General features: G+C 69.9%; 26 protein-coding genes. 11 read left to right on the forward strand and 15 right to left on the reverse strand.

Features of this window, described 5'->3' with window-relative positions; translation table 11 throughout:
- The first annotated feature begins 282 nt into the window (after positions 1–282).
- A complete protein-coding gene (locus ACZ58N_RS21815; RefSeq protein ID WP_471162318.1) occupies positions 283–1,470 on the forward strand; it encodes a S8 family peptidase in 1,188 nt (395 codons plus the stop codon).
- An 11-nt stretch (positions 1,471–1,481) separates the two neighbouring features.
- On the opposite strand, the gene ACZ58N_RS21820 is transcribed toward ACZ58N_RS21815, so the two are convergent.
- Entirely contained in the window at positions 1,482–1,793 is a 312-nt protein-coding gene (locus ACZ58N_RS21820; protein ID WP_471162321.1) for a DUF397 domain-containing protein, read from the reverse strand.
- Positions 1,777–2,613 (reverse strand): helix-turn-helix domain-containing protein, encoded by an 837-nt coding sequence (locus ACZ58N_RS21825; protein ID WP_471162323.1) that lies wholly within the window; start codon positions 2,611–2,613, stop codon positions 1,777–1,779. Before ACZ58N_RS21825 ends, ACZ58N_RS21820 begins: the two co-directional genes overlap by 17 nt.
- A 115-nt stretch (positions 2,614–2,728) precedes the next feature.
- Here ACZ58N_RS21825 and ACZ58N_RS21830 point away from each other — a divergent pair, with 115 nt between their 5' ends.
- The 4 genes from ACZ58N_RS21830 (at position 2,729) to ACZ58N_RS21845 (ending at position 4,503) form a co-directional block, all read left to right on the forward strand.
- Positions 2,729–2,953: a hypothetical protein gene (locus tag ACZ58N_RS21830; protein ID WP_471162326.1), complete on the forward strand. Its 225-nt coding sequence runs from the start codon at positions 2,729–2,731 to the stop codon at positions 2,951–2,953.
- Positions 2,950–3,468: an amidase gene (locus tag ACZ58N_RS21835; RefSeq protein ID WP_471162329.1), complete on the forward strand. Its 519-nt coding sequence runs from the start codon at positions 2,950–2,952 to the stop codon at positions 3,466–3,468. The genes ACZ58N_RS21830 and ACZ58N_RS21835 overlap by 4 nt, the downstream gene beginning before the upstream one ends.
- Before the next feature lie 114 nt (positions 3,469–3,582).
- The gene (locus ACZ58N_RS21840; protein WP_471162331.1) at positions 3,583–4,104 is read left to right on the forward strand and encodes a hypothetical protein; all 522 of its coding nucleotides are present in this window, start codon (positions 3,583–3,585) and stop codon (positions 4,102–4,104) included.
- Positions 4,105–4,170: 66 nt separating this feature from the next.
- Positions 4,171–4,503 carry a hypothetical protein gene (locus ACZ58N_RS21845; RefSeq protein ID WP_471162334.1) on the forward strand — a complete coding sequence of 111 codons (333 nt, stop codon included), beginning with the start codon at positions 4,171–4,173 and terminating at the stop codon, positions 4,501–4,503.
- A gap of 99 nt (positions 4,504–4,602) precedes the next feature.
- Here ACZ58N_RS21845 and ACZ58N_RS21850 read toward each other — a convergent pair whose 3' ends face one another.
- Genes ACZ58N_RS21850 through ACZ58N_RS21860 form a run of 3 tightly spaced genes read right to left on the reverse strand, consistent with a single transcriptional unit; the run spans position 4,603 to position 8,112 of the window.
- Entirely contained in the window at positions 4,603–6,078 is a 1,476-nt protein-coding gene (locus tag ACZ58N_RS21850) for a PTS transporter subunit EIIC (protein ID WP_471162337.1), read from the reverse strand.
- 34 nt (positions 6,079–6,112) lie between these two features.
- Entirely contained in the window at positions 6,113–7,072 is a 960-nt protein-coding gene (gene murQ, locus ACZ58N_RS21855) for an N-acetylmuramic acid 6-phosphate etherase (RefSeq protein ID WP_471162340.1), read from the reverse strand.
- Entirely contained in the window at positions 7,069–8,112 is a 1,044-nt protein-coding gene (locus tag ACZ58N_RS21860) for a MurR/RpiR family transcriptional regulator (RefSeq protein ID WP_471162342.1), read from the reverse strand. The genes murQ and ACZ58N_RS21860 overlap by 4 nt, the downstream gene beginning before the upstream one ends.
- A gap of 124 nt (positions 8,113–8,236) precedes the next feature.
- Here ACZ58N_RS21860 and ACZ58N_RS21865 point away from each other — a divergent pair, with 124 nt between their 5' ends.
- The 3 genes from ACZ58N_RS21865 to ACZ58N_RS21875 all read left to right on the forward strand — a co-directional run bounded on the left by ACZ58N_RS21865 (position 8,237) and on the right by ACZ58N_RS21875 (position 9,566).
- Positions 8,237–8,614 (forward strand): hypothetical protein, encoded by a 378-nt coding sequence (locus tag ACZ58N_RS21865; protein WP_471162345.1) that lies wholly within the window; start codon positions 8,237–8,239, stop codon positions 8,612–8,614.
- A gap of 7 nt (positions 8,615–8,621) precedes the next feature.
- A complete protein-coding gene (locus ACZ58N_RS21870) occupies positions 8,622–8,888 on the forward strand; it encodes a DUF4031 domain-containing protein (protein WP_471162348.1) in 267 nt (88 codons plus the stop codon).
- A gap of 504 nt (positions 8,889–9,392) precedes the next feature.
- Complete coding sequence (locus ACZ58N_RS21875) at positions 9,393–9,566, forward strand: hypothetical protein (protein WP_471162351.1); 174 nt, start codon at positions 9,393–9,395, stop codon at positions 9,564–9,566.
- Positions 9,567–9,577: 11 nt separating this feature from the next.
- Here the strand turns inward: ACZ58N_RS21875 and ACZ58N_RS21880 are convergent, their stop codons facing one another.
- The 8 genes from ACZ58N_RS21880 to ACZ58N_RS21915 all read right to left on the reverse strand — a co-directional run bounded on the left by ACZ58N_RS21880 (position 9,578) and on the right by ACZ58N_RS21915 (position 19,992).
- Positions 9,578–10,840, reverse strand: a complete 1,263-nt coding sequence (locus ACZ58N_RS21880; protein ID WP_471162353.1) for a sigma factor-like helix-turn-helix DNA-binding protein — start codon at positions 10,838–10,840, stop codon at positions 9,578–9,580.
- An 82-nt stretch (positions 10,841–10,922) separates the two neighbouring features.
- Complete coding sequence (locus tag ACZ58N_RS21885; protein WP_471162356.1) at positions 10,923–11,504, reverse strand: hypothetical protein; 582 nt, start codon at positions 11,502–11,504, stop codon at positions 10,923–10,925.
- 2 nt (positions 11,505–11,506) lie between these two features.
- Positions 11,507–13,177 carry a DEAD/DEAH box helicase gene (locus ACZ58N_RS21890; protein WP_471162359.1) on the reverse strand — a complete coding sequence of 557 codons (1,671 nt, stop codon included), beginning with the start codon at positions 13,175–13,177 and terminating at the stop codon, positions 11,507–11,509.
- Positions 13,174–15,516 (reverse strand): ATP-binding protein, encoded by a 2,343-nt coding sequence (locus ACZ58N_RS21895; protein WP_471162362.1) that lies wholly within the window; start codon positions 15,514–15,516, stop codon positions 13,174–13,176. The genes ACZ58N_RS21890 and ACZ58N_RS21895 overlap by 4 nt, the downstream gene beginning before the upstream one ends.
- 149 nt (positions 15,517–15,665) lie before the next feature.
- Complete coding sequence (locus ACZ58N_RS21900) at positions 15,666–16,460, reverse strand: very short patch repair endonuclease (RefSeq protein WP_471162365.1); 795 nt, start codon at positions 16,458–16,460, stop codon at positions 15,666–15,668.
- Positions 16,457–17,722, reverse strand: a complete 1,266-nt coding sequence (locus ACZ58N_RS21905) for a DNA cytosine methyltransferase (RefSeq protein WP_471162368.1) — start codon at positions 17,720–17,722, stop codon at positions 16,457–16,459. The genes ACZ58N_RS21900 and ACZ58N_RS21905 overlap by 4 nt, the downstream gene beginning before the upstream one ends.
- Before the next feature lie 110 nt (positions 17,723–17,832).
- Entirely contained in the window at positions 17,833–19,062 is a 1,230-nt protein-coding gene (locus tag ACZ58N_RS21910; RefSeq protein ID WP_471162371.1) for a Cmx/CmrA family chloramphenicol efflux MFS transporter, read from the reverse strand.
- Positions 19,063–19,176: 114 nt separating this feature from the next.
- The gene (locus ACZ58N_RS21915) at positions 19,177–19,992 is read right to left on the reverse strand and encodes an HD domain-containing protein (RefSeq protein WP_471162374.1); all 816 of its coding nucleotides are present in this window, start codon (positions 19,990–19,992) and stop codon (positions 19,177–19,179) included.
- Between the two features lie 156 nt (positions 19,993–20,148).
- Here ACZ58N_RS21915 and ACZ58N_RS21920 point away from each other — a divergent pair, with 156 nt between their 5' ends.
- On the forward strand, positions 20,149–20,835 hold the full coding sequence (locus ACZ58N_RS21920; RefSeq protein ID WP_471162377.1) for a copper homeostasis protein CutC: 687 nt from the start codon (positions 20,149–20,151) through the stop codon (positions 20,833–20,835).
- 355 nt (positions 20,836–21,190) lie between these two features.
- On the opposite strand, the gene ACZ58N_RS21925 is transcribed toward ACZ58N_RS21920, so the two are convergent.
- Positions 21,191–23,266, reverse strand: coding sequence for a HelD family protein (locus ACZ58N_RS21925; protein ID WP_471162379.1), 2,076 nt, complete (start codon positions 23,264–23,266; stop codon positions 21,191–21,193).
- A 320-nt stretch (positions 23,267–23,586) separates the two neighbouring features.
- Here ACZ58N_RS21925 and ACZ58N_RS21930 point away from each other — a divergent pair, with 320 nt between their 5' ends.
- Complete coding sequence (locus tag ACZ58N_RS21930) at positions 23,587–23,772, forward strand: hypothetical protein (RefSeq protein ID WP_362876706.1); 186 nt, start codon at positions 23,587–23,589, stop codon at positions 23,770–23,772.
- An 86-nt stretch (positions 23,773–23,858) separates the two neighbouring features.
- The gene (locus ACZ58N_RS21935; protein ID WP_471162382.1) at positions 23,859–24,770 is read left to right on the forward strand and encodes a glycosyltransferase family 87 protein; all 912 of its coding nucleotides are present in this window, start codon (positions 23,859–23,861) and stop codon (positions 24,768–24,770) included.
- 83 nt (positions 24,771–24,853) lie between these two features.
- On the opposite strand, the gene ACZ58N_RS21940 is transcribed toward ACZ58N_RS21935, so the two are convergent.
- On the reverse strand, positions 24,854–26,500 hold the full coding sequence (locus tag ACZ58N_RS21940; protein WP_471162385.1) for a DNA repair helicase XPB: 1,647 nt from the start codon (positions 26,498–26,500) through the stop codon (positions 24,854–24,856).
- Positions 26,501–26,554: the final 54 nt, after the last annotated feature.

The raw sequence follows: 26,554 nt of genomic DNA on the forward strand, positions 1-26,554 counted from the left end.
GAACCGTCCGTACAGGTGCCCGTACGGATCGCCCGTACGCGTGAACTTTCCGGAGCCGGCCTGACGGCACACGGCCCCGGCCCGCCGCCCGGAAAGATCCTTTCCGCAGCCCGTCGGGCGGACCCGCTTGGCGGTATCGGGCGATCCGCCAGGTAGAGGCCGTCGGCTCAAGGGCTTCGCGGGGCGCATCCGATGAAGGAAGGGCCGCGCACCGGGAGGCTTTCGCCGGGGACGGACGCGGCTCATCCCGCCGATCCACACGCACTCCAGGGAGTCCCCTTCATGCGTCTGCTTGCCGCGCGCCTGACCACCGCCGCCGTCCTCGCGCTGACCTCCGTGGCGGCCGGTACGGCCTCCGCCGACACGCCGGAGCCGACCCCGGCGCCGCTGATCAGCTCCGCGAACGCCATCCCCGGCAGCTACATCGTCACCCTCGACAAGAAGTTCGACCCGGCGGAGTTCGCGAAGTCCCTCGGGCTGAGGACGAAGTTCTCCTACACCAGGACGATCAACGGGTTCGCCGCGTCCCTGGACGCGAAGCAGCTGAAGGCCGTCCGTGGCGCGTACGGCGTGCAGTCCGTGGCGGAGGACGCGAGCGTGGCCGGTCCGCCGGCCCCGGCGAAGGGGGTGCAGACGAAGGCGCCCGCGAACTCGTGGGGTCTGGACCGGATCGACCAGCGGTTCCTGCCGCTCGACAACAACTTCAGCGCGAACCGCAGCGGGCAGGGCGTGACCGCGTACATCCTGGACAGCGGCATCGACTTCAACCACCCCGAGTTCCGTGACGGCCGGGCGCGGCGCGGCTTCGACGCGATGGGCGACGGCCGCAACGGGCAGGACTGCCACGGCCACGGCACGCACGTCGCGGGCACGGTCGGCGGCACGAATGCCGGTGTGGCGCGGAAGGTGACCCTGGTCAGCGTCCGCGTCCTCGGGTGCGACAACCGGGGCGCCTGGTCGGGGATCATCGCGGGCTTCGAGTGGGTGGCCCGCAACGCGCAGCAGCCGGCCGTTCTGAACGCCTCCCTCGGGGGTGGCCGGCTCGACGCGGTCAACAACGCCGCCACCGCCGTGTCCGACCGGGGCGTGCTGCCGATCATCGCGGCGGGCAACGACAACCGTGACGCCTGCCAGGTGTCGCCGGCCTCGGCCGCACGCGTGGTGACGGTCGGCGCGACCGACCGCTTCGACCAGGAGACCGACTTCTCGAACTGGGGCCCCTGCCTCGACCTCTACGCCCCGGGGCAGGACATCGTCTCCGCGCGTCTGGGCGGTGGCAGCGTGTCCATGAACGGCACGTCCATGGCCGCGCCGCACGTCGCCGGTGTCGCCGCGCTCTACAAGTCGGAGCACCCGAACGCGCTGCCGGCGGAGGTCGCGGACTTCCTGGACGAGGTGTCCACGAAGGACATCGTCCAGAACCTCAGCGGCGACAGCCCGAACAAGCTGCTGTTCACCGACGGCCTCTGAGCCCTACCGGCTCACAGCCCCGCGACGAAGGTCGCCCAGGCCCGTGCGTGGAACACCACGTGCGGGCCTTCGGGCTGCTTGGAGTCCCGGACGGGGACGAGGTGGGGGTGACCGTCGGCGACTTCGAGGCAGTCGCCGCCGGTGCCGTCGCTGTGGGTGGACTTGCGCCAGGTTGCCATCTCCAGGCAGTCGCCGCCGTCGCCGCCGCTGTGGGTCGACTTGCGCCAGGTGGCCATCTCCAGACAATTGCCGCCGTCGCCGCCGCTGTAACTGGACTTGCGCCACACCGCTGCTGACAGGTTGTACTCAGGAACTCTGGTCATCTTCGTACTCCTCCGCCACCGACTCGATCAGGGCCAGGGACTGGCGCGGGGACAGCGCGCTAGCCGTGAGGAGATCGTAGGTCAGGGAGTGGCGGGCGACTGTGGCCGGATCGTCGAACAGTTGGCCCATCCCGATCCCGTCCACATAAGCGAGTGATGGGGCGTCCGCGAATGCCATCAACTTGAGCGAGCCATCCATACCGGCATGGAAGCCCGCGTAGAACGGAAGGATCTGGACGATGACCCGGTTTGCGCGGATTAGTTTCGCGATGTGGCGCAGCGCGTCACCCAGCACGCTGGGTTCATCTCCCGAGCGTCGTAGTACCGCTTCGTCGAGGACACACCAAAACAGAGGCGTTGTTTCGTCGTCGAGGACCGCTGACCTGGCCAGACGGTTCGAGACCAACTCGTCCACGGTCTCCTCCGTGGCCGTCGGCTGGTACGCGCGGAAGACCGCTCGCGCGTAGGCCTCCGTCTGGAGCAAGCCCGGGATGAGTTGAGGCGCGTACTCCCGAATGACCGTTGCCAGCGCCTCGGCCTCCGCCGCCGCAGCGAAGTGGTCGGGGTACTTGGACTTGGCCGCAGCCCCGCAGTTGCGGACGAAGAAGCCGTCGGTGTCGAGGATCTCGTCGATCTGCTGGGCGAAGTCGAGGTGCATGCGGCGCGTACCGGATTCGAGTTGGCCGATGAACGAGCCGCTGACGAAGAGCAGTTCGCCGAGTTCGGCCTGGCTCATGCCCTTCCGTTCGCGCGCCACACGGAGTTCGGCGCCGAGGAGGGCTCGGGGTGAGGAGGAGGGGTCCAGGTTCTTCGGTGGCATGGCAACTCCCGGATCAACATGCGGGGGTGTTGAGGGTCCGCACTTGAAAGGCTAGCCACGGCGTCGCCACGCTGAGTATCGAAGTTGAATACTCAGAGTAGAAAGGTGACATGTCATGGTGCTCACCCCACAGGAGCGCATGCAGGCGGCCGAGGAGGCCGTCCGACAGTTGAAGGACTCCCTCGCCGGAGTGGGGGTGCTGTTCCCCTCGCTCGGCGTGGAACGGGTCTCCGCCGCCGGTTCGTACGGCCTGCCGCTCGTCGACCTCGGGCGCTGCAACCTGGACACCGCGCTGCGACTGGCCGCCGTGCTCCACGAGCGGGCGGGTGGCGACGCGTGAGCGGGACGGTCGATGCCGCCGAGTTCGCCTTCGAACTCGGCTGGCGGTTGCGCGGGTTGGAGACGGCCCTCGCGCCGCGCGGGGCGCACGGGCCGACGGAGGGGAGCCCGAAGCCGCCCCCGCCGCCGGGGTGGCAGCGGTTCACGCTCGTCCACTGCCCGGTGGAGGGCTACCCGGGCTTCGACGACCCCGTGTACGAGGGGCTCCGTACGAGCCCGCCGCGGGGATGCGTCGCCGAGGACCTCGGCGGCTGCCTCGGGCTGCGGTGCGAGCGGCCGGGCGGCAGGCTGCTGGACGCGGTCGCCGAGCTGTGCGCGGAGATCCGTACCGGGCACGGGCTGCTGATGACCGGGCTCGGTATCGACAGGCTGTGGGAGTGGTCCGAGGACGGGACGGACGGCTGGGGCGCCGAGATCGTCGGGCAGTTGCTGCTGATGGCGGCCGAACGCGGCCCGAGGATCGGTTACGGCGTGGACGACCTGGCCGGGTTCCTGCGGGAGGCCGCCGGAGTCTGACCAGCTGCTTCCGGCGGGCCCGGACATGAGAGTCCCGCTCCGCGCGGGGCCTTCGCGCGTAACGGACCCGTCACAGAGGGCACGCGGGCCACCCCGTGTCGCCACGATGGTCCGATGCGCACCCACCACACCCACCTCGCCCTGACCGCCGTCGCCGGGATCCTCGTGCTCGGCGGATGCGCCGAGGTGACGCCCGTCGAATCGAAGTCGGCGGCGTTACCGGCCGGCGCGAAGCAGCCCGCACCACCCGCATCCGCTCCGGTGGCATCCGCACCACCGGCTGCCGCTCCGGCGGCATCCGCTCCGAAGCCGTCGGCCGCGAAGCCGTCCGCCGGCCCCGATGCCGCCCGAGCGGCGGCCGGCCTCCCCGCGGCGCCCGAGGGCGCCGCCCGGCAGGCCTTCATCGGCGGTCTCGACGCCATCGACCGGGACATCGTCCACGGCAAGGAGGACAAGGCCGTCAGCAGGGGCATCGACACCTGTTCCGCCATCAAGAACAACCCCGGGAACCGGCCGAAGCAGATCGAGCAGACCGAGCGGCGCTGGAGCAGTCCGACCCACCCGGAGGGTCACGGCGCGGCCAAGGCCGCGAAGATCCTGGACGTGGCGCACAAGAACATCTGTCCGACCTTCTGATCCGGCCGGGCCGGTAGGGTCGGTCCGGGCGATCGACCGATCGGTCGGTACGGGAGGTGGCGGGGGATGTCCGAGCTGGTGCGGGAACCGGCGCCGGAGCGGGACGGTGCGGGGGTGCGGGCCGCCCCGGAGCAGGAGGTCTCGTACGGGGACACCGTGCCGGGCACCGTGCTGATGTTTCCCGCGCTGCTCCTGTTGCGGTTCCTCGGGGAGCACGCCTGGGCGTACTGGACGGCCGCGCTGATCGGCGTCCTCGGGACGGCGGTGTACGGGCTCGGGATCGCGGCGGCGGTCGGCAGTCTGCGGCGGGGGCGGCGTAGGGCGGTCGCGCTCGCCGTCATCGCCCTGTCGCTGGGCGCCTGCGTCGTCTTCGTGGCCCGGCTCGTCGAGCACTTCTGACCAGCGCCGGACCTCCCGGCCCACGGCACGTGACGGCGGTGGGGAGCGGTACGCACGACGCGTACCGCTCCCCACCGCCGTTCCCGTCCCGGCGGGCGCTCAGGCCAGGGCGGGTTCCTTCTCCGGGTCGGTCGCGGCGGTCGGGGCGGCCGGGTCCGGGTCGGTGTTGAGCTCGGCCAGCATCTGCTTCGTGAATCCGAAGAAGTACGTGGCGAGGAAGCCGGCCAGGTAGCCGACGGCCAGGCCGCCCGCGTAGACGGCGATGGTGGCGCCCATGCCCCCCTTGCCGTCGAGGAGCGGGAACAGGGCCCAGCCCGACGGGCCGATCGCGGTGGAGCCGACGCCGACGCCGAGCTGGCTGAAGAGGCCGACGAACGCCCCGCCGGCCGCACCGCCCGCGCAGGCGGTGATGAAGGGGCGGCCCAGCGGCAGGGAGACGCCGTAGATGAGCGGTTCGCCGACACCCAGGAACCCGGCGGGCAGCGCGGACTTGATGGTGGTGCGCAGCGAACCGTTGCGCGGGAGCCGGAGGTAGACGGCGATGGCCGCGCCGACCTGGCCCGCGCCGGCCATGGCGAGGATGGGCAGCAGGACCGTGAAGCCGGCCTGCTCGATCAAGGTGGTGTGGATCGGGATGAGGGCCTGGTGGAGGCCCAGCATGACCAGCGGGAGGAAGAGTCCGCCGAGGACGAGTCCGGCGAAGGCGCCGCCGGTGGCGAGCAGCCAGTTGGCGAAGGTGCCGATGGCGGTGGAGACCTCACCGGCGAGGAACATCAGGCCGAAGAGGGTGACGAGGCCGGAGACCAGCACCGTCAGGGTCGGGGTGACGAGGACGTCCAGGGCCTCGGGGACCCACTTGCGGCACCACTTCTCCACCTGGACGGCGAGCAGGGCCGCGGCGAGCGCGCCGAGGACGCCGCCCTGCCCGGGGGACAGTTGCAGACCGAACGCGTCGATCTTCGCGACGCCGGGGAAGACGATGATCGCGGCGACCGCACCGCCGAGGATCGCGGTGCCGCCGAACTCCTTCGCGGTGTTGTAGCCGACGAAGACGGCGATCAGCGACATGAACCCGGAGGCCATCGCGGCGAGCGCCGGGACGAGCGCGGGCAGCCAACCCAGGTTGGTGAGCAGGCCGTTCAGGCCCGCGATGATGCCGCAGCCGATGAGGGCCGGGATCAGCGGGACGAAGATGTTCGCGATGCGCCGCAGGAACAGCTTGAACGGCGTGGAGTTCTTCGCCTTGCGGGCGTCCTTGAGGGCCGCGCCCTGCGACGCGAGTTCCTCGGCGGTGACGGCCTTCGGCGCCGCCGAGCGCCCCTCCTCGACGAGCGCCTCGAACTCGGGCGTGACGCGGGCGACGGTGCCCGGGCCGAGGACGATCTGGTACGTGTCGTCCTCGACGACGCCCATGACCGCGGGGACCGCCTTGAGGGCCTCCTCCTGCACGAGGGTGCGGTCGCGCAGCCCGATGCGCAGGCGGGTCATGCAGTGCGCGATGGAGGTGATGTTGTCCGGACCGCCGACCAGAGGAAGGATCGCGGCGGCTGTGGCGCGGTTCTTGTCAGTGGACATGGTGGTGTCGCCTTGCGTAGGGGGTGCGGGCGGATCAGCGGGAACCGGTGGAGGTGTCGGCCGGGGCCTCGGTCGGGGCTTCGGCGAGGGCGGCCCGGAGGTGGCCGTCGGAGGCGGTGAGCAGGCGGGCCGCGGCGGGGCCGTCGACCCCGCCCAGGATGACGAGGATGGCGTTCTTCACCTCGCCGTCGGTGGCGGCGAGCGCGGTCTCGATCTCCTCGTCGGGGGCGCCGGTGGCCAGGGCCACGATGCGGCGGGAGCGGGCGCGCAGCTTCTCGTTGGAGGCGCGGACGTCGACCATGAGGTTCCCGTAGGTCTTGCCGAGCCTGATCATCGTCACCGTCGAGATGAGGTTCAGTACGAGCTTCTGCGCGGTGCCCGCCTTCAGCCGGGTCGAGCCGGTCAGCAGCTCGGGGCCGACGACGACCTCGATGCCGTGCTCGGCGGCGGCGGCGAGCGCGGAACCGGCGTTGCAGGACAGTCCGACGGTGAGCGCGCCGCGGGCACGGGCGGCCTCGACGGCGCCGATGGCGTACGGGGTGCGGCCGGAGGCGGAGATGCCGATGACGGTGTCGTCCGGGCCGATGCCCAGGGCGGTCAGGTCCTCGGCGGCCAGTTCCGCGGAGTCCTCGGCACCCTCGACGGCCTTCACCATGGCGGAGGGGCCGCCCGCGATGAGGCCGACGACCTGCGCCGGGTCCGTGTTGAAGGTGGGCGGGCACTCGCTGGCGTCCAGGACGCCCATCCGGCCGGCGGTGCCGGCGCCCGCGTAGACGAGCCGACCGCCGCGGGCCATGCGTGCGGCGATCCCGTCGACGGCGGCGGCGATCACTTCCAACTGCCCCGCCACGGCGGCCGGGACGGTGGCGTCCTCGGCGTTCATGATGCGGGTGATCTCCAGGGTGGACAGCCGGTCGATCTCGGCGAGCTCGGGGCGGAACGCCTCGGTGGTGAGCGTGTCGAGCTGCGCGCGGAGGGTGGCGTACGCGGTCATGGGTGGGGCTCCTGGCGGGTCGTGCGCCTGCTGGTGGGGGCGGTGGCGGAGTGGCGGGGGGCGAGGGCCTCGTAGGAGGCGGCAAGGGCCGGCGCGGCGGTCTCGTACGTGCGCTGCGCGACGCCGACGAACAGGCAGTCGACGACGAGCAGCTGGCTGGTCCGGCTCGACATGGCGGCCGGGCGCAGCTGCGTCTCGCGGGCGGCGGAGGTGGCGAGGACGAAGTCGGCGTAGTGCGCGACGGGGCTGCCGGGGCGGCCGGTGACGGCGATGGTCGTCGCACCGTGCGCGAAGGCGTGGCGCAGCGGTTCGATCACGTCGCCGGTGTTGCCGGAGTGCGTGATGGCGACGGCGACGTCCCCGGGGCGCAGCAGGACGGCGTTGGTGACGGCGAGGTGCGGGTCGTTGTGGGCGTGCGCGACGAGACCGATGCGCAGCAGCTTCTGCGCCAGGTCCTGGCCGACGAGCGCGGAGGCGCCGACGCCGTAGATGTCGATGCGGCGGGCGGTCGCGAGGGCGCCGACGGCGCCGGACAGCTGCGTCAGGTCGAGCCCGGCGGCGGTGTCGGCGAGGGTCTGCGCCTCCTCGTGCGCCAGCTTGGCGACGACGTCGGCGAGGGGGTCGTCGACCGCTATGTCGACGGTGACGGCGGGGGCTGCGCCCGACTCCTGCTGCGCGGCGAGCGCGGCGAGCGCGAGGCGCAGGTCGCGGTAGCCGGGGTAGCCGAGGAGCCGGGCGGTGCGGACGACGGTGGCCTCGCTGGTGCCGGTCTGCTCGGCGAGTGCGGAGACGGTGAGCTGGGCACAGCCGGCCGGGTCGGAGGCCACGGCTTCGGCGACGGCCTGCATGGAACGGGTCATGGACGGGCCGAGGCTGCGCACGCGGGCACGGAGGGCGGCGGGGGCGGGCGGTGTCGGCGCGGGGGCGGTGCCGGTATCGGGGACGGTGCCCGCCGCGGGGGGCGTGACCGCGGCGGGCCCTGTCCCCGCCGAGCGGCTCGCCCGCGCGCCCCTGAAAGTTTCTTTCGCGTTCTTGCTCACGTCTGAAATCTATTTTCAGGAGTGGGGGTGGGTCAAGACGCCATGGGGCCCGTGTCGGGCGGGACTTCGGGCACCGGCGAAAGGGACCTTCGCCGGCCGGGGCGCACGGGTCCACAATGAGCGCATGGACACCGCGACCCCCCTGGAACAGGCGCTGCACGTCGCCCGCGCACTCGTTCTCGCCGATCTCGCCGCAGGTGAGGTCGCCGATGCCGACGTCGTCTCCCTCGTCGAGGACTCGATCACGCACCGCCGGTGGTGGGTGGAGCAGTGGCCGGAGGGCGTCGACTACCTCGCCGGACTCGTCGCGCAGGACGTGAAGGACGCCCTGCTGGAGAAGTACGGACGCTGGCCGCTGTGCCCCGTCTGCGGACACGGCGAACCGCACGCGCTGGACGTCGAGCCCGAGCTGGGGCCCGATCCGCAGTGGGTGTGCTCGGAGGCGGGAGTGCGGGTGGCGGCGGTCGGCGGACTCGGCCCCGTCCTCCGCCCGGGCCGGTGAGCCGCCCGTGACGGTCTACATCGACCCGCCGGTCTGGCCCGGGCACGGCCGCATGTGGTCGCACCTGGTCAGCGACGTCTCGTACGAGGAACTGCACGCCTTCGCGGCGTCCATCGGCTGCCCGCCCCGCGCCTTCGAACGGGACCACTACGACGTCCCCGCGCACCGCTACGCCGACGCCGTCGGCGCGGGCGCGGTGGAGATCGGCAGCAAGGAACTCGTCCGCCGGCTCACGGACGCGGGCCTGCGCCGCCCGAAGGGGCGGCCGTTCTGAGGGTGCCAAAGCGTCATGACGCAGAGTAGCGAGAGGGGTATTTCGTGACAAATGCGGCGAATCGCACTTCGGCTGCGTGAGTGTTCATCGATAATTTCGGCCAACCTTGCCGTGCGTCTTCATTTGCGCTACCGGATAGCCCTCTGTCGCACTAAATCCTTTGGGACAATACTCAAACCCGGAGCAACACCCGCGAGTCGGGACAATTTCACGGGTAACCGTTACCGCCTTCTGTTGTGAGTGGTGGCGTGTCGATCATGCGTTACCGCAGATCAGGCGCCTGTCTTTTTTGTATCGCAAATCCTATTGATTTGCCGACTGTGGGGAGGCCGCGTTGATCCGTTCGTGATGTGGCCGGAAACGATCCTCGCGAGCCAACGGGGGTTGGCTGCCCAGGCTGGGCGAACAAGTTAATGTCCCTCTTCGAAGACCTCACCCACACCCGATGGGTGTGGGTGAGGTAATGGGTTCGCTATCCCGCGCGTCGGGAAATCGGGAGGGGCTTTGAACAACGACGGCTACCGGCTCGTGAGCGCCGAAGGAATGCTGTTCATCATGATCTTCTGTGCTGCTGTCTACCTGGCGCTGCGCCACCCCAAGGTCGGAGTGGCCGTGCTGGTCGGTGCGGGGGTGGTGACCGTCGCGTACATGCTGTACTCGGGTAGGGGCGGCGCCTGACGTCGAGGTCGCTACTCGGTGAGCCCCGTGCGTGTGGGCGTACACGCATTAGGCGCTGCGCAGGCGTGTCGGATGGTGGTCGAGTTCGCTTTGAGGTTGAAGAGGACCGCAACTTCGCAACCGTCGCGCATTCCGGCCGAATGAACGTACGGCCGGAGGCTGGAGATCTGGGCGCCACTCGTCATTCGGCGTACCGTGAAATCTCCATCACCATCCGGTGATGTAAAAACTCGACTCATAGGCGCCAGGCGGAGTCCGAGTCGCCATGTAAGCCATGGATGGACGACCACTCCGCTACCTCGGAGCATGTTCTGGTCGACTTTAAGTCGGATTCCGATGATGTCCCCATCGGACGCGATGGAGCCGGGCTTCTTCGGTTCTCGTTCCTCCATGGGGACAGCGCCGTTTTCGACTAGGTCGATGGAGCCGTCGGGCATGGTGCCCAGTCGATCACTGATGAGGCATTGATGGAGGCGGGCTTGGCTGACCGGATATTCTTTGGCGACGAGCGCGAACAATGCTTGCTTCTTCAACGCCCCGGAGCGGCGGATTATGTCGATCATCGCGTCAAGGGCGTTCGTATGTGTTCCTGACTGCGTGACCGGCCATTCACTGAGAGCCCAGGTGCCCTCTGGGCGGATCTGACGGAAGCGGTCGTCCCTGCGCAGAGCCTCGCCGAGCGCCCGGGGGCCTCCGGCGCTGATCGACGGGGCGATGATCTCGATCCGCCGGGGCTCGCCCTCGTTGGCCAGCCAGAGGTAGGCGGCGTCGCGGTTTTTGGCTGAGCGGCGGAGCCACGTACCGCCATACCCGCGCGTCAGGGGGCCACGAGGAGCGGTGATCAGCTCCTCGACCGGAACGCAGGACGGGATGCCGAGACCGCGCGCACGCTCGGAAAGCTCTTCATGACGAAAGGGAGCCAGTGCGACCAATCGGCGGAGCGGTTCGTCCAACGCGTCCGCCTCGATCACCCAGACATTCCGTAGTCGCACGGTCCAGACCCGCGGCTCTCGCAGGCCGAGGCGTCGTAGAAGGACACGTCTGACGATTCCCTCGGGATCGGGAAGAATTGCAGAAAGTTCGTCGTCCGAGGCGGCCATGGAGGTACCCATGTGTTTCAGTACATCGTCGCGCCAGGCGGACCACGCGAGGTCGGCCAGGTCCAGGAGGTGGTTTTCCGCTGTGAAAACCAGCTGACGGGCACGTTCCCTGGTCACCCCGTGGGCCTGCCCGATCGCGGCCAGGACCTCGCCTTGATCGCGCTGTTTGAGCATGCCTCGAGATCGATCGTCGAGTAGGTTCCAGGAAGCCGAAATCCAGTCCGGCGTTGCCCCGCGGGTAGGTGAAAAGTTCATCTCACTCCCCCACGACGTGAGTGATCTCCAGGCCGCAGCGCTTCCCGATGCGTAGATGCTCCTCTCGCTCCTCAGAAGGCAACGGTTTCTCGAACGAGGTTACGACGCACAGGGTCCAGGGCGTGAGGTCGCCGTTGGCCTCCGCGCGCAAAGCCGCGTACACAAGATGCCGCAGAGCGTGCGCACCTCCCCAGGCGAACCACCTGCTTGTGTCGCCGTTCCCGGCCAGCACCCTGAGCGGTTTAGCCCGCTGCGTCGTAATGTCCGGAACCCACCCTGGCCCCAGAGCCCGCAGGGTCAGGGTTCTGACATCGGTGGCTGGCACCGCGACAAGCGAAGCGTACTTTCCCACCCCGTTGAGAGCACGGGTGTATTCCTTCATCGGGCCGTCCTTGAACCACAGTCGGCGAGCCGCCGAGGACTTGATGAAGAGTGAAATGCGCCCCCCGATCTCCGGATCGTCAGCCCATCGGTGATAGATGGGCGCACGCGCGGTGATGGGAAGATGGAGCCATCCCGTATCACCGGCCTCCTTGTAAACGATCTTTACGACTCGCATCTCGACGTCGTGTGGAATGCTCATGGTTAATCGATCCCCCCCTGGGACGGAAACTGCAGTCGTACCTCATCGGCGGCCGTTTCAAGACTCGCCGCGTCCTCGATCCAATGGTCGAGCAGGGTGCCGGCGGTCTCATCGCTGAACTCGATTTTCGAGGCTCTTCCGTTCCGTAGCAGTAGACGCTCCGGATCGGTGGCATCCATGGACCTCCGCAGCTCCAAAGTGGCGGCCACCCTCCGAATGTCGGTGACGAAGTCGAGAGCCTTGAGATGGCTCTTGCCGGGGCTCAGGCGTAGCCCCCTGCCAAGTTGCTGAACGAAAATCCTCCTACTGTGCGTGACGCGCAGGAAGCCGATGAGATTGACGTCGGGAACGTCGACCCCCTCGTTGAATACGTCGACACATGTGATGACGGGCACTCGTCCCAGTCGAAACTCATTGAGCAGGATCTGGCGTCGCTGGCGGGGGAGGGCGCTGTGGAGAAACGAAGCGGATCGCCATGCTTGGTCAGAGGAGGCCAGGAGCTCCGCCATCCGCTCCGCGTGCTCGATGGTCTGGCAAAAGAGAATCGCCCGGGGATCGTGAGTCGTGCGCCACGCGTCGCGGAGGTGCTCGATGATCTCCTCATCGCGCTGAGGAAGGAAGAGCTTGCGGTTCAACTCTTTGACAGAATAGTCGTGTTCGCTGGCCTCTTTAACGGCTTCCCAGTCGATGTTGTCAACGAAGAGCCGGTAGTCGACGGCCGACAGGTACCCCTCCGTCATGCCTTCCGCGATGCCCATGGTGTAGCTCGCCCGGCCGAAACGAGAGGTGATGTCGAACTTGTCGCCGCGCCAAGGAGTCGCGGTCACGCCGAACCGCGCGGCGCCTTCGCAGCGGTCCAGCAGCTCGGCGAAGCGCCCCTGCTCGCCCACGTGATGGGTCTCATCGATCATCACCAGTTTCGGCTGCCAGCCGGTGGTCACGGCGCCGAGTACGGACTCGACGGTGCCTACGACGATGCCTTCGAGGGCCGTAGGCTTACGCTCGCCCGTCAGGACGTGGGTGGGAACGGTCTTCTCGATGTGTCGCCACAGGGCTCGCTCAAGCTGTTCGACGAGGTCTTTCATGTGCGCGGCTACGAGTACGGGAGCACCGGGGGAGCGGCGGAGGAAGCGGTCGATGACCTCTCCTCCGACTACGGTCTTACCGAGGCCCGTCGCCAAAACGAGGAGTGCGCTGCCATTGGTCGCGAGGTCGGCCTCGATTCGATCCGCAGCGTCCTCCTGGTAGGGCCGTAGTCCGAATCTCGCGGGGACCCGGGTCGGCATCCTTTCCCAGATGTCGGCGAGAGTAGGGCCGTCCCAAACAGTGATCTTGATGCCGACCGAGCCGAGAGCGCGTCGTCTCGACTCGGCAGTGCCGTTGAGGCTGGTGTTCGTCACCAGTACGGCCTTGTCCGCGCGATAGCGACTGTGCGCACGTTCCAGGTCGTCGATGCCGTCGCGAGCCACTGGACCGCGGCTTGACCACTTGCATTGGAACACCCACTGCTCGCGGTTTCTCACCGCTAGAAGGTCCGCGCCACCGTCGCCAGCACCATCGACCACGCGCACATCCGTGAAACCCAAGTGCCAGAGCGTGCGTTCGAGGGCATGCGGAAGCCCGCGGGGCCCTCCTCGCAGGAGGGCCTCCGCGGAGAGGAACCCACCTCTCATGCTCCGTCCGCCAGCTCGTCCGCGAGTAGCCGCACGCTGAGCCGTGTGCGCTGCAGACGCAGCGGGTCCGTGGCGGTGTAGCTGGCGATGGTCGCGATATCGGTTAGGTAGCCAACGGTCCTGGCAAGGCTCAGCCGCTTCGCGGAGTGCGAGTTCAGTCCGGAGTAGGGTCCGTTGAAGACCCGTCCATCCATGAATGCCTCGGGCCACTGCTCAAGGAGCTTCACGGTGTACAAGGCCGGGGCGTGCATGATGAACTCTCCGGTCGTGCCGAGAGTGTCGGTGCGCATGACCAGGCCGCGGGCGATCATTTCGTTCTCCGTGGCGGTCACCTCGTCGAACTCCATGTAGCCGAAAGCCTTCTGGGTATCCTCCTCAACGGCCGCAGACATGCGCTCACGGATCACCGCCAAGAGCTCCCGAGCCTCAGTTGTGATGCTTTCCGCGTCGACAGCCGTGTGGGGAAGGCATTCGGCACGCACTGAGGCCACAAGATGGGACAGGCTGAGATCGCTGCCCGCCTTCACCCGCAGAACGCTCGCCACCTCTATGATGAGAAGTTCCGATGGCTCAGTGCCGAGCTTCGAGAAGGCTCCGTGCACGGGATCGATGAAGGCGGTGGCCTTGCCGCCCTGGGTCTGGACGAGCAGAACGGGAGTGTGTTGCCCGAAGTCGTCGTGCACGCGCGTAGTCGTCATGCGGCGTGCCTCGACGGTGATAAAGCCAAGGTGTGGCAGTCCGTAATCGCGGGAGAGGTCGGGAATCAACGTGGAGTCGAGGCGATAACGGTCCAGACGCTCCCGAGTCGTCTCCTTGTGTGGCTCCGTTGAGGCGGGGGTGGCGAGCGTTTCGGGGTGGGGGTCGGGACGCGGAGAGGATTCGGGAGTGAGTCCCGTGAGCCCCAGGGCTTCGAGCACGGCTTCCTCGTTCGCGCTGTCCGGAGTTCCTTCGCGGACATCGGCGAGCTTGGACCGGCGGCCGACCTCTTCATGATTCTGAACCGCGTTCCACCACTTCGAGTCCGTCTGGTAATCCTCGTCGCCGGCATGGAAGCGTTGTGCCCAGCGGCGGGTGTCCTCGTGGATGGGTCGCTTGCCGTCACCCGGGATCAAGCAGCGAACGCCGACCGCGTTTCGCCGGTATCCCTTGTACAGGTGGCCGAGAGGGCTGGTGTTCTCCGGGTATCCGAGGCGCTTGGCCTTCTCGGGCTGCAAGGGGCCGGCCCCTCGTAGGTACTCGACGGCGCCTCGCCAGCTCCGGTCGCTGTATTCGAAGGCGTTCTTCTGGTAGGTCACCGGAACGTGGTCGAGGTGGATTTCGCCGATCAGGCGGCCGCCCTGGTGGACGAGCTCGATCGGATACTCCACGTCCACGACCCCGAGAGGATCGTTCGGGTTCTGCCAGTCGAACATTCGCTTGTCCCACTGCAGGATCTTGCGACCGTTGCGCAGGAAGTCGATGCCGAACTCCCTCTTGTCGAGGTGGCGTTGGACGCCCAACCAGCCATGGATGCGGCGCTCTCGAGGTTGGAGGTGCTCGCTTTCGCAGGAACCGCACTGTCCGAGACCGGGCAGCTGCCAGTTGCCGCAGTCGAGGCAGGCCTCGGCCGCGTCGAACGTCTCGTCGATCTTGGTGAAGGCAGGGATGATCTCAGCTTTGGAGCCACTGCCATATGTGACGAAGCGCTCGTCCCCCCAGCGGCAGTGTCGCCGGGGTTTGACTCTCTGGCCCTGGACCCAAAGCTGGAACGGGCGGGTGTCGAGCAGCCAGGCGTAGGTGCTGCCGAGGGTGCTCCGGAGGTTCGACGCGTTCCGGCGCAGCCAGTCCGCACGTTCCGAATGCAGGCGGCTGATCTCGATCTTCGTGCCGTGCTCGTTGGGGTCTGCCTTGGGTTCCGAGATGTCGGTCGCTTCGAAGTCGTCCTCGATCCGGTCGAGATCAATCTCCACACCGATCCACTCGGTGTCTCCGGGGCGTGTGGTCAGCACGCGAGTACGTCGGCCCAGTCGTGCGGTCGCGACGTTGAAGCCCATGCCGAACAGCCCGAGCTTGTCAAAGCGGTCATTACTGGACCAGCCGGCGCTCACCGCGCGCTCGAGCACCTCGTAGCTCATGCCCCGTCCAGTGTCCGCGATGACCACCTGAGCTTGAGAGGAGCGTACGGAAGCGCTCGGCAGGGTGACGCTAACCTTGAACCCGCCTGCCCACGGCGTGTCGGTCTTGAGGATCTCGGTGAAGTCGTCGAAGGAGTTGTCAATCAGTTCGGCGACGCACTGCCAGGGGTCGAACTCGATCTCGCCCAACATGCGCAAGATTCGCGCGGACGGAGTGATCTTCAAGTCGTGCCCCTCCCAGAACAGTGATCACAGCACAGTCGCAGATTCGACACCGTGAAGGAGCCGGACCGCAGACCGTGTGGTAGACAGCGTAATTGGCGACAGCCCGATCCACCGTCGTGATTCGGTCACTCGAAGTGAGACCTGGCTGGTCACACGGCTCCGCGCGGGGACCTGTCCGGTCCTCGCACCGCCGCTTGGACACGCCGTGCGGCCTCCGTGGAATCCTCGTGCTCCCAGACGCGGACCACTGTCCAGCCGGCTTCGACGAGTCGCTGGTCCGTGTCGGCGTCGCGCGACCGGTTTCCGTCGATCTTGCGGCGCCAGAATTCGGAGTTCTTGGTTGACGGGCGGTAGTGATCCGGGCATCCGTGCCAGAAGCAGCCGTCCACGAAGACCGCGACGCGGGCCTTGGTGAAGACGAGGTCAGCTGTGCGACGGAGATCAGGCAGGGGGCGAGCGGAAACCCGGTATCGGAGGCCGGCGCGATGGACAAGCGACCTCAGTCGCAGCTCCGGGCGGGTGTCCCGACCACGAGTGGCTCGCATCGTGGCACGGACAGCGTTCGACGACGCCCAGGACTCCGCCGGCAAGGGACGGACCTCGACCAACTCTTTCTCGATGGCGAGGTGCCAGCCCGCGACGAGGTTCGCGGCTCTTGTTTCCTGGTCAACCGGGCCAAGGTAGCGGGCTGGTGATCGGCCACCATCGGACCAGCGGAGATAGGCTCGGATTCGTCGCGTCCGGGGAAGTAGCTTGAGCTCGACGGAGGCGAGCGCATAGCGGCCTCCACCAACGCGCACGTATCGTTGGTCACGCCCTCCCGCCGCGCGATCCTGCTCCGCGGCGCGGGCTTCTCGTCCGCGTCCAGGGCGCCCTTTCCAGGCACGCTCCGGCGGTGTTCGTTCCTTCCAACCGTTCTGGCGCGCGCTCCCCTCCCCGGTCATGTCGTGACTTCCGCCTTGTCCAGGGTGGTCTGGACGGCCTTCGCGAACACCTCGCCCAGCCGGACGGGTACAGCGTTGCCGAGCTGACGCATTCGCTCGCTGCGGGGCCCGCGAAGCTGCCACTCGTCCCCGAACGTCATGACGCGGGCCGTCTCACGAACGGTCATGTACCGGTGTACATAGCTCCACTGAGCGTTCGAGTCCCTCTCGCGCGTGTCGAGGAGCATCACGGATTCACCACCCGGAACACCGTGCACGCCGGCTTTGACTGTTTTGGCGGGTCGGTCGAGCTCGTTCGGAGTGTGGCCGGTGTAGACGCGGGCGCCGGGCCACCCGACGTGGTCCGTCACTCCGCCTTGAGCCGTTTTCTTGTCGAGTTGCGTGAGATCGATCTCCGGCAGCCGGTCCAGAGCGTCACGCAACGTGCGCCAGGGCAGTCGCGCCTCGTGGTCCTCCAGTGGCAATTCCTCGCGGTACCGGGCCGTGACGCGTTCAATCACGTGACCCGGTACCGGCGTCAGTCTGCCCCGCCAGTAAGAGCCGTTGTGGAACGATCTGATCAGCGCGTTTCGCGAATGGGTCTCCTCCACGGAATCGCGGAACAGGCTCCAGTCGACGTTCAGGTCGGCCCGGAACGCCACGAGGAGGACCCTGTTGCGAATCTGCGGCACTCCGTAGTCGGCGGCGTTCACGGGGAAGGCATTGACCTGATAGGCCATCGTCGGATCGGTGTCGTTCGCCGCGAGTCGCTCGCGCAGGGCACGGTCGTGTTCCGTCCACGTGGCGTCAGCGCGCTGGAGGAAGGGGAGGCGCAGTTCGTTCTGGATGTAGTTGAAGTACGGCTCGAAGGATTTGCGGAGCAGTCCGCGCACGTTCTCGCAGATCACGGCCTTGGGGCGGATCTCGCGCACCGCTCGGAACATCTCCGGGAACATGTTCCGTTCGTCCTCGTCCCCCCTGGCGATCCCGCCGAGGCTGAACGGCTGGCACGGAGGTCCGCCGGCGAGGAGGTCCACTTCCCTCTCCGCGAGATAGCGCATGTCCAGACGGCGTACATCACCCTTGGCCAGCGGCGTCCGCTTCGACGTGGCCAGGACGTCGGGCGTGACGCCCTCCTCGTATCCCTGGAACCCGTTGGCCTCCAACGTCTCGCAGGCACGGGGCGCCAGCTCGCTGACCAGCAGGTGGCGAAAGCCGGCGTTGCTGCTCGCTTGCACGAGTCCGCCCCCACCGGCGAAGAGCTCCACCGAGGTCCGTTCCATGGCTACTCTCCTCGCAGTTCAGTGCAGGGAGAAGCGTACCGCGGAGTGGATGTTCATGTGCCTAGCTTCGTCGGACCTCTTGTGCGAAGTCCCCTTCCGGGGAATCGCCTTCAGCCCCTCGAACTCGGAGAGGCCGGGGAGGACGTGGCGAAGGTCGGCCGGGAGCCGCCGACCACGCGGGTGGCGGGCGGCGGGGTGCGGCGGTCCAGGCGCAGGGCGGCGACGGCCAGGCCGATCGCGGTGACCGTCATCGCGGCCCCGGCCCAGGCGGTCGCGGAGAAGCCGTAACCGGCGTCGATGACGGTGCCGCCGAGCCAGGGGCCGCCCGTGTTGCCCAGGTTGAACGCGGCGGTGGTCGTGGCCCCGGCGAGGGTGGGCGCGGCCCCGGCGACGTTGAACATGCGGGCGTTGAGCGCGGGCGCGGTGAAGAACGCCGAGAGGCCCATCAGGAACGACAGCGCCACGGCCGCGACCTGGACGGACGCCAGCAGGGCCAGCGCCGTCAGGAAGACCGTCGAGGCGGTGATGCCCCAGATCATCACCCCGAAGAGGTGCGCGTCGGCGACCCGGCCGCCGATGGTCGTGCCGATCAGCGCGCCCACGCCGAACAGGCCCAGGATCCACGGGACCCACTTCGAGTCCAGCCCGGCCACGTCCGTGAGCAGCGGCGACAGGTAGCTGAAGGCGCAGAAGATGCCGCCCGCGGCCAGCGCCGTCACACCGATCGACAGCCACACCTGACGGTCGCGGTAGATGCGCAGCTCACGACCGAGCCGGGGCTTCTCGTCGGGCAGCGGGATCCGCGGGATCAGCGCCAGGATGCCGACCAGGGCGACGGCGGAGGCCGCGCCCACCGACCAGAACGCGGAGCGCCAGCCGAGGTGCTCCCCGAGGAAGGCGCCCGCGGGGACGCCGAGGACGTTGGCGATGGACAGGCCGCCGATCATGACGGCCATCGCGCGGGCCCGCTGGTCCTTGTCGACCATCGCGATGGCGACGGCCGCGCCGACGGCCCAGAAACCGGCGCAGGCGAGCGCCGACACCACGCGGGAGGCGAAGAGCAGCCCGTACGAGGGGGCCAGCGCGCCCGCGACCTGCCCGAGGCCGAAGAGGACGATCAGCGCGATGAGGGTGGTGCGGCGCGGCAGTCGCAGGGTGGCGACGGCCAGCAGCGGGGCGCCGACGACCATGCCGATCGCGAAGGCGGATATGAGCAGGCCGGCCTGCGGGATGGTGACGCCCATGTCCGCGGCGATCGGTGGCAGGAGCCCCGAGAGCATGAACTCGCTGGTGCCGAGTGCGAAGACGGACAGGCCGAGGACGTACACGGCGACGGGCATGCGGGGGCGCGGCGCGCGGGCGGCGGGGGTCGGGGCTGACGCTGACGAGGCTGCGGGCATGACATACACAAACCCGGTCGTAGCGGGGCGCATTCCCGTGTGACGGTCCGTATGTCAGGTCGGGACGTTCGTCCCGTCGGTCGGGTCCTTCGGTCCTTCGGGGGTGGTGGGGGTGGTGGTCGGGGCGGTCCGGGTGGTGGTCGGGGGCGTCGGCGCCGGCGTCGTGAGGGCGGTCAGTTCCCGGGTCAGGTTCCGGCGGGCCGGGGCCTCCCAGTGGGCGGCGCCGTAGGGGGTGCGGAAGAGGCGGGGCAGGTCCAGCAGCTGGCGCAGCACGGCGGCGCGGCCGGCGCGGAAGGCCTCGTCGGGGACGAAGGCGTACTCGGAGCGGACGGCGGCGGCGTAGGTGGCGTAGGCGGCCGGGCTGCCGGCGAGGACGGCGAGGTCGGCGTCGCAGAGGGCCTCGCCGTTGGTGTCGTCGGGGGCCGGGTCGTGGGTGACGGTCAGCCGGACCAGCCGGGCCGTCTCGGCGGTACGGGCCGGATCGACGCCCAGCTCGGCGAGGGCCCGCTCGGCGAGGACCGCGCTGCGCTCCTCGTTCTCGGAGCGGTCGGGCCGGTAGACGGCGTCGTGGAACCAGGCGGCGAGCTCGGTGGCGGCCGGGTCGGCGGCGTGCGTCGTCAGCGCGTCGAGGTGGGAGAGGACGTCGGCGAGGTGGTCGGTGGTGTGGTACCTGCGCTGCGGCTCCGCCCAGGCGGTGAGGAGGCGGTCGGCGTAGGGCTCGGGGTCGACGGCGGGGTCCGCGCCGGCGGCGATGAGGGTGGCGCGGAAGCGGGTGCGGAGGGCGCTGTCGCGGGGCGCGGTGTCCGCCGTGCGGGACGGGGAGGCGGGGGTGCCGCTCGTGGTGTCGGCGTGCTCGGGGTCCGTGTTCATGCGCACATTGTGGGGGTGGCGTGATTGTGCTGGTGGAGCGAGGGCGGGGCCCCGTACCCTGGATATTGGACTAGACCTATTTTCCATATCGGCCCGGCCCGGGCCATACGCGCAGTTTTCCGATTTCCGAACCCGAAATCCGAAGGATGGGACGACATGAGCAACCGTGCGCTCCTGGAGGTGATCGCCCTCGACGTGGAGGACGCGGTCGCCGCCCAGGCCGGTGGGGCGGACCGACTCGAAGTGGTCAGCGACATCGCCGCCGACGGGCTCTCCCCGTCGCGCGAGACGTTCGCGGCGATCAGGGCGGCGGTCGACATCCCGCTGCGCGTGATGCTCCGCAGGGCGGACGGGTTCGCCGCCGGGGACCTGGCCGGTCTGGTCGCGACGGCGCGGGGGCTGCGGGCGGAGGGCGCGGACGAGTTCGTGCTCGGATTCCTGGACGCGGAGGGCGGGCCGGACCTGCCCGCCGTCGAGGCCGTCGTGGCGGAGCTCGACGGGTGCCGGTGGACGTTCCACCGGGCGATCGACCGGGCACCGGACCGGGACCAGCTGCGGAAGGCGCTCGCGGAGCTGCCGGGGCTGGACACGTACCTGACCGCCGGGTCGGCGGCCGGGGTCGACGAGGGGCTGCCGGTGCTGCTCGCGGAGGCGGCGCGGGCGGGGGAGCCGGGGTACGGGGCGCGCGTCCTGGTCGGCGGTGGGCTGGCGCTGCGCCACCTGCCGGAGCTTCGGGCGGCGGGTGTGGACGCGTTCCACATCGGCGGTGCGGCCCGGCCGTCGGGGTGGGGCCGGCCGGTGGTGGCGGCGGCGGTGGCGGAGTGGCGGGGGGCGTTGGGGTAGGGGCGGTGGCTGCGGGTTCGGGGGCTGCGGGGGCGGTGCCCGGTCGGGGGCTGCGGGTGGGTCGGGGCCGGTGCCGGGGTGGGGTGTCGTCCGGGACGGGCATGATTTATGGCGCCCTGGCAGGGGCTTCGTTGGCGGGGCGGTACCGCGCGCCAACAAATCACGTTTGAGTCCCGGTCGACACCCCACCCCGTCCCCGACCCCGCCCGATCCAGCCGCGCCGCACCCTCTAGTTCCGCCACGCCCTCCAGCCCCGCCGGCGTTTGAGGCGCGGGGTCCGGGGCGGAGCCCCGGGAGCTGCACCGTGAACCCGGTCGCGCCATCCGGCGCCGCCCGCGTTCGAGCCGCGGGACGGTCAGATCGGGGTGGGGGTCAGGGCTTCGGGGAGGGGGGCCGTGTGGAGGGTCGTGAGGCCTGAGACGGCTCGGGTGAGGCAGACGTACAGGCGGCGCAGGCCGGTGCGTTCGTCCGGTTCGCCGCTCACGATCGCGGCGGGCTCGTCCAGGACGACGTAGTCGTACTCCAGACCCTTCGCCAGCGACGCCGGCACCAGCGTCAGCCGCGACTGCGCCGTGGTCTCCTCGCCGGGCGACAGGTACGGGAGGCCCGCCTCCAGGAGGGCCCGTCCCAGGTCGGGGATCCGTGCGTCCGCAGCGATCAGGCCGATCGAGCCCTCGTGCGAGAGGGAGGCCCGGCAGGCGTCGATCACGGCCGGGGTGAGGCCGTCCGCCTCCGTGACCCGCGTGACCGTCAGGGAACCCGGGGTCTCGCGGACCGAGGAGACCGGGGCCAGGCCGGGGGAGATGGCCGGCAGCAGCCGGGAGGCGAACGCGATGACCTCGCGCGGCACGCGGAATCCCGCCGTGAGTTCCTCCAGGACCGCTTCCGGCTTGCCCAGGTGGGTGAGGGCCTCGTCCCAGCTGCGGGTGGCCCAGGGCGTGGTGCCCTGCGCGAGGTCGCCGAGGACCGTCGCCGAGCCCGTCGTGCAGCGACGGCCCACGGCCCGGTACTGCATCGGGGACAGGTCCTGCGCCTCGTCGAGGACGACGTGGCCCAGGGAGTGCGTACGTTCCACCAGGTCGCCCGCCTCGTCGATGAGGACGAGGTCCGCCGGCGACCACTTCGCCGACTTCACGCTGCGGGCGGGCTTCTGCCACAACAGGAGCTTCTGCTCGTCGGCGGTGAGGACGCCCTCGGCGTGGACCGCGAGGAACTCCGGGTCGGACAGCAGGCGCAGCACCAGCTTGGCCGGCTCCACGGGCGGCCAGATCTCCTTGACGGCGGCCTTCACGGCGGCGTTGCGCGCCACCGCGTCCTGCACGCGGTCGTCGGGGGCCTCGCCCGCCTGCTCCATGCGGACGAGGATCTGGTGCGCGATCCGCTGCGGCAGCGCCTCACGGGCCGCCCCGTAGCGGATGTCGCGCCGCTGGAGCTCCTCGACGATCTCCGCGAGCTCGTACGCCGGCACCCGCCAGCGGCGCGAGCCGCGCACCACCATCAGCGGCTCGGTGGGCGGGCTGACGTGCGAGCGGACGGCGTCGCGCAGCACGCGCGCCATGCGGGCGTCGCCCTTGACGACGGCCGTCGCGGCCTCGTCGGTACCCCGCACCTCCAGGCCCGGGCGGGCGACCAGGTCGTCGACGGTGGCCTGCTTGACCTCCAGCTCGCCCAGGGCCGGCAGGACCTGCTCGATGTAGTGGAGGAAGGAACGGTTCGGCCCGATGACGAGGGTGCCGGTGCGGGCGAGCCGGTCGCGGTGCGCGTACAGGAGGTACGCGACGCGGTGCAGGCCGACGGCCGTCTTCCCGGTGCCGGGGCCCCCTTGTACGCAGACGGAACCGGACAGGCCGGAGCGGACGATCTCGTCCTGCTCCGGTTGGATCGTGGCGACGATGTCCCGCATGGGGCCGACGCGGGGGCGCTCGATCTCCTGCTGGAGGAGCTTGCTGACGGCGGCCGTCTCGGCCGGGTCGGAGAGGTGCTCGTCCTCGTACGCGGTCAGTTCGCCGCCCGTGTACCCGAAGCGGCGGCGCAGCGAAACGTCCTGCGGATCGGCCTTGGAGGCGCGGTAGAACGGCTGGGAGACGGGCGCGCGCCAGTCGATGACCATCGGGTCGCCGTCGGCGTCGTGGACGTGGCGGCGGCCGATGTAGAACTGCTCGCCCTCCGCGCCCTCGGCCAGTTCGGCTCCGGGGGCGTGCAGGTAGTCGAGGCGGCCGAAGAAGAGCGGGGTGTGGGAGAGGTCGGCGAGGGCCTTGATCCGGTCGTCGATCTGCGCCTGGAGGACGATGGCGTTGACCCAGTTCGCGGTGACGTCGCGGATGTCGAGGGCCTCGACGTCCTCGCGCATCGCGCGGAGGGCGGAGCGGGAGGCGGTCAGGTGGGACCGTTCGCGGGCGAGCGGGTCGGATTCGGGGGCGTGCGCGGGCACGGGACTGCCTCCAGCTGCTGGTAAGGAACTGATGTCCGCCGGTTTCCGAGCGGCGGACGGCTCTCCCCGATGAGGCGGCGGGAGGCGGCAAGAGCGGAGATTCTAGTCACCGCGTGCGCGCCGCGCGAACGGAATACGGGGGTGCGGGTCGGTGGGCGGCGGGGGCTCCGAACGGGTGCGGACGCGTGTCATACGGGGGAGTGTCAGACCTGGGAGGGGCCCCCTAGGGGGCGGGGTGGGTCGTGAGGAGGACCGGAGGGGCCCGGATGTTCCCTCCGCAGGGCGATGTGCCGGGGGGCGGGAAAACGCACCATGGATACATGAGCACCGCAACCTTCACCCCGATCCAGGGCGGCCGCCCGAGCGGCGCCACCGCCACCTCCGACCACCGTTCCCGCTACCGCGTGGGCGACGTCCTGCGCGCCGCGAAGGTCTTCGCCGCGACCGCCGTGAGCGTTGTCGTCCTGGGCGAATACGCGGAGGACGCGGGCGTCATACGTCGCTGACCGGGCCGCCGCCGTCCGTGCCGGTGCGGCTCGGGCGTGGCCGGATCCCGGCGGCACCGGGGCGCTGATCCACTAGGGTCACGCGCGTGACCCGGAGCTCCGATCCCGCCCGCTCGCCGTCGCCCCTTGCCGGCCTGCTGGTCACGGGTTCGCTGCTGGTCCTGGGCGTGCTGTGCATCGCCCTGCGCCTGCCCATGGCCGAGGCGCTCGTCCACGGCATTTCCGCAGCCGAGTGGCATCCGCCCGCCGCTTATCCGCCGTTCGCGGCGATCCTCTTCACGCCGGCCGCGTGGCTGCCGTCCGGGGTGCTGAAGCTCGTGCTCCTCCTCGGCAACGCCGCCCTGCTCGCCCTGCTGATCCTGTTTTCCTGCCGCCTCGCGGGACTGAGGGGGCGGACCGGGCCGGTGCTGGCCGCCACCATCGGTGGGTTGTGGCTGGAGCCGCTGTTCCAGAGCCCGTTGTCCGGGCAGATCAACCTGGCACTCGCCTGCCTGGCCGTCTGGGACCTGGGCCGGGCGCGCGGCGCCCTGGGCAAGGGCTTCGCGCTGGGCACCGCCGCCGGAATCACCCTGACACCGGCCGTCTTCATCCCGTACCTGCTGCTGACCGGCCGGGTCCGGGCCGGGCTCACCGCCCTGGCCGGATTCACCGGGACCGCGCTGCTCGGGCTGCTGGTGCTCCCGCAGGCCTCCGCCGACTTCTGGGCCCGCCACCTCCCCGGCGCCGGCAGCGAGCTGCTGCTCCACTGGCCCCACCTGTGGGTGTGGACCGTACCGCTGCTGACCGGTGTCGCCGGAGCCCTCCTGCGGAGCCACCGGGCCCGCACCGCCCGTCGCGCCGTCCCCCGGCCCGCACCGGTCCCGGCCGCCGCGCAGGCCCCGGAGCCGGCCCCGGTCGGCGTCCCGGTCCCGGCTCCGTCCCCGGGCCCTGACTCCGGTCCGCGGTGTGCTCCCGCGTCCGGCTCCGCGGCCGACGGGGTGTCGGCCGGGGCCCGGTGACGGAGCGGAGGGGCGTGGGCGGAGCGGTGGCGTGCCGAGGGCCGCGTCGGCCGCGGAGCCGGACGCGGGGTCGTCGGGGGCGGTCAGCCGTCGGCGAGGAGTTCGTCGGCGTCCAGGATGCGGTAGGCGTAGCCCTGCTCGGCGAGGAAGCGCTGGCGGTGGGCGGCGAAGTCCTGGTCGATCGTGTCGCGTGCGACGACCGAGTAGAACCGCGCCTCGTGCCCGTCCGCCTTCGGACGCAGCACCCGGCCGAGGCGCTGCGCCTCCTCCTGGCGCGAGCCGAAGGTGCCGGACACCTGGATGGCGACGGTGGCCTCGGGCAGGTCGATGGAGAAGTTCGCGACCTTCGAGACGACCAGCACGCTGATCTCGCCCTCACGGAACGCGTTGAAGAGCTTCTCGCGCTGCGCGTTGGACGTCTCGCCCTTGATGACGGGCGCGTCCAGGTGCTCGCCGAGTTCGTCGAGCTGGTCGATGTACTGCCCGATGACCAGCGTCTGCTCGCCCTGGTGCTTGCGCACCAGCGCCTCGGTGACCTTGCGCTTCGTGGCGGTCGTCGCACAGAAGCGGTACTTCTCCTCCGTCTCGGCGGTCGCGTACGCGAGCCGCTCCGACTCGGTGAGGTTGACCCGGACCTCGACGCAGTCGGCGGGAGCGATGTAGCCCTGCGCCTCGATCTCCTTCCACGGAGCGTCGAAGCGCTTCGGCCCGATGAGGGAGAAGACGTCCGACTCGCGGCCGTCCTCACGGACGAGCGTGGCCGTCAGACCGAGCCGGCGGCGGGCCTGGAGGTCGGCGGTGAACTTGAAGACCGGGGCGGGCAGCAGGTGGACCTCGTCGTAGAGGATCAGGCCCCAGTCCCGGGAGTCGAACAGCTCCAGGTGCGGGTAGACGCCCTTCCGCTTGGTCGTCAGGACCTGGTAGGTGGCGATCGTGACGGGCCGGATCTCCTTGCGGGTGCCCGAGTACTCGCCGATCTCCTCCTCCGTCAGCGACGTCCGCTTGATCAGCTCGTGCTTCCACTGGCGGGCCGAGACGGTGTTGGTGACGAGGATCAGCGTGGTCGCCCGCGCCTTGGCCATGGCACCGGCGCCGACCAGGGTCTTGCCCGCGCCGCAGGGCAGGACGACCACACCGGAGCCGCCGTGCCAGAACCCCTCGACGGCCTGCTGCTGGTAGGGGCGCAGCGCCCAGCCGTCCTCGACGAGGTCGATCGGGTGGGCCTCGCCGTCGACGTACCCGGCGAGGTCCTCGGCGGGCCAGCCCAGCTTGAGCAGGGTCTGCTTGATCTGACCGCGCTCCGACGGGTGCACGGCGACGGTGTCGGGGTCGAGCCGGGCGCCGACCAGCGGCGCGACCTTCTTGGACCGCAGGATCTCCTCCAACACGGGGCGGTCGGTGCTGGTCAGGACCAGTCCGTGCACGGGGTGCTTGGAGAGGGTGAGGCGGCCGTAGCGGGCCATCGTCTCGGCGACGTCGACGAGGAGCGCGTGCGGGACGGGGTACCGGGAGAACTCGACGAGCGCGTCGACGACCTGCTCGGCGTCGTGGCCGGCGGCCCGGGCGTTCCACAGGCCGAGCGGGGTGATCCGGTAGGTGTGGATGTGCTCGGGAGCCCGCTCAAGCTCGGCGAACGGGGCGATGGCGCGGCGCGCGGCCCCGGCGAGCTCGTGGTCTACCTCCAGGAGGAGGGTCTTGTCGCTCTGGACGATGAGCGGGCCTGAGTTCACGGGAGCACCTTTCCGTTCGGCCAAACCTCCAGTGTGCCGCATGGCCAGGGGTTT

This window comes from Streptomyces sp. NPDC040432 (genome assembly GCF_055595445.1).

What these genes read in the sequence shown, in the direction of transcription:
- ACZ58N_RS21815 (WP_471162318.1), top strand. Translation starts at nt 283, where the DNA reads ATGCGTCTGCTTGCCGCGCGCCTGACCACCGCCGCCGTCCTCGCGCTG.
- ACZ58N_RS21820 (WP_471162321.1), bottom strand. Translation starts at nt 1,793, where the DNA reads ATGACCAGAGTTCCTGAGTACAACCTGTCAGCAGCGGTGTGGCGCAAG.
- ACZ58N_RS21825 (WP_471162323.1), bottom strand. Translation starts at nt 2,613, where the DNA reads ATGCCACCGAAGAACCTGGACCCCTCCTCCTCACCCCGAGCCCTCCTC.
- ACZ58N_RS21830 (WP_471162326.1), top strand. Translation starts at nt 2,729, where the DNA reads ATGGTGCTCACCCCACAGGAGCGCATGCAGGCGGCCGAGGAGGCCGTC.
- ACZ58N_RS21840 (WP_471162331.1), top strand. Translation starts at nt 3,583, where the DNA reads ATGCGCACCCACCACACCCACCTCGCCCTGACCGCCGTCGCCGGGATC.
- ACZ58N_RS21845 (WP_471162334.1), top strand. Translation starts at nt 4,171, where the DNA reads ATGTCCGAGCTGGTGCGGGAACCGGCGCCGGAGCGGGACGGTGCGGGG.
- ACZ58N_RS21850 (WP_471162337.1), bottom strand. Translation starts at nt 6,078, where the DNA reads ATGTCCACTGACAAGAACCGCGCCACAGCCGCCGCGATCCTTCCTCTG.
- murQ (WP_471162340.1), bottom strand. Translation starts at nt 7,072, where the DNA reads ATGACCGCGTACGCCACCCTCCGCGCGCAGCTCGACACGCTCACCACC.
- ACZ58N_RS21865 (WP_471162345.1), top strand. Translation starts at nt 8,237, where the DNA reads ATGGACACCGCGACCCCCCTGGAACAGGCGCTGCACGTCGCCCGCGCA.
- ACZ58N_RS21880 (WP_471162353.1), bottom strand. Translation starts at nt 10,840, where the DNA reads ATGCTCAAACAGCGCGATCAAGGCGAGGTCCTGGCCGCGATCGGGCAG.
- ACZ58N_RS21885 (WP_471162356.1), bottom strand. Translation starts at nt 11,504, where the DNA reads ATGAGCATTCCACACGACGTCGAGATGCGAGTCGTAAAGATCGTTTAC.
- ACZ58N_RS21890 (WP_471162359.1), bottom strand. Translation starts at nt 13,177, where the DNA reads ATGAGAGGTGGGTTCCTCTCCGCGGAGGCCCTCCTGCGAGGAGGGCCC.
- ACZ58N_RS21900 (WP_471162365.1), bottom strand. Translation starts at nt 16,460, where the DNA reads ATGACCGGGGAGGGGAGCGCGCGCCAGAACGGTTGGAAGGAACGAACA.
- ACZ58N_RS21905 (WP_471162368.1), bottom strand. Translation starts at nt 17,722, where the DNA reads ATGGAACGGACCTCGGTGGAGCTCTTCGCCGGTGGGGGCGGACTCGTG.
- ACZ58N_RS21910 (WP_471162371.1), bottom strand. Translation starts at nt 19,062, where the DNA reads ATGCCCGTCGCCGTGTACGTCCTCGGCCTGTCCGTCTTCGCACTCGGC.
- ACZ58N_RS21915 (WP_471162374.1), bottom strand. Translation starts at nt 19,992, where the DNA reads ATGAACACGGACCCCGAGCACGCCGACACCACGAGCGGCACCCCCGCC.
- ACZ58N_RS21920 (WP_471162377.1), top strand. Translation starts at nt 20,149, where the DNA reads ATGAGCAACCGTGCGCTCCTGGAGGTGATCGCCCTCGACGTGGAGGAC.
- ACZ58N_RS21930 (WP_362876706.1), top strand. Translation starts at nt 23,587, where the DNA reads ATGAGCACCGCAACCTTCACCCCGATCCAGGGCGGCCGCCCGAGCGGC.